At 62.7% G+C, this 367-nt stretch carries 1 protein-coding gene; it reads left to right on the top strand.

The features are described from left to right. Positions 1–4: 4 nt before the first annotated feature. Positions 5–367, top strand: a 363-nt coding sequence (locus tag DF185_RS23430; protein ID WP_438830243.1) for a C40 family peptidase, incomplete at its 3' end; no start/stop codon positions are given.

The raw sequence follows: 367 nt of genomic DNA on the forward strand, positions 1-367 counted from the left end.
GATTCTGGCGCACGCCCGGCGATGTGCGCCAGCGGAGTCGTGCGGCTTCGTGGTAAGCACGCCGGAGGGGGAAAGATATTTCCCCTGCGTGAATATCTCCGGTGAGCCGGAGGCGTATTTCCGTATGTCGCCGGAAGACTGGCTGCAGGCAGAAATGCAGGGTGAGATTGTGGCGCTGGTCCACAGCCACCCCGGTGGTCTGCCCTGGCTGAGTGAGGCCGACCGGCGGCTGCAGGTGCAGAGTGATTTGCCGTGGTGGCTGGTCTGCCGGGGGACGATTCATAAGTTCCGCTGTGTGCCGCATCTCACCGGGCGGCGCTTTGAGCACGGTGTGACGGACTGTTACACACTGTTCCGGGATGCTTAT

The organism is Marinifilum breve (assembly GCF_003202155.1).
Classification (GTDB): domain Bacteria; phylum Bacteroidota; class Bacteroidia; order Bacteroidales; family Marinifilaceae; genus Marinifilum; species Marinifilum breve.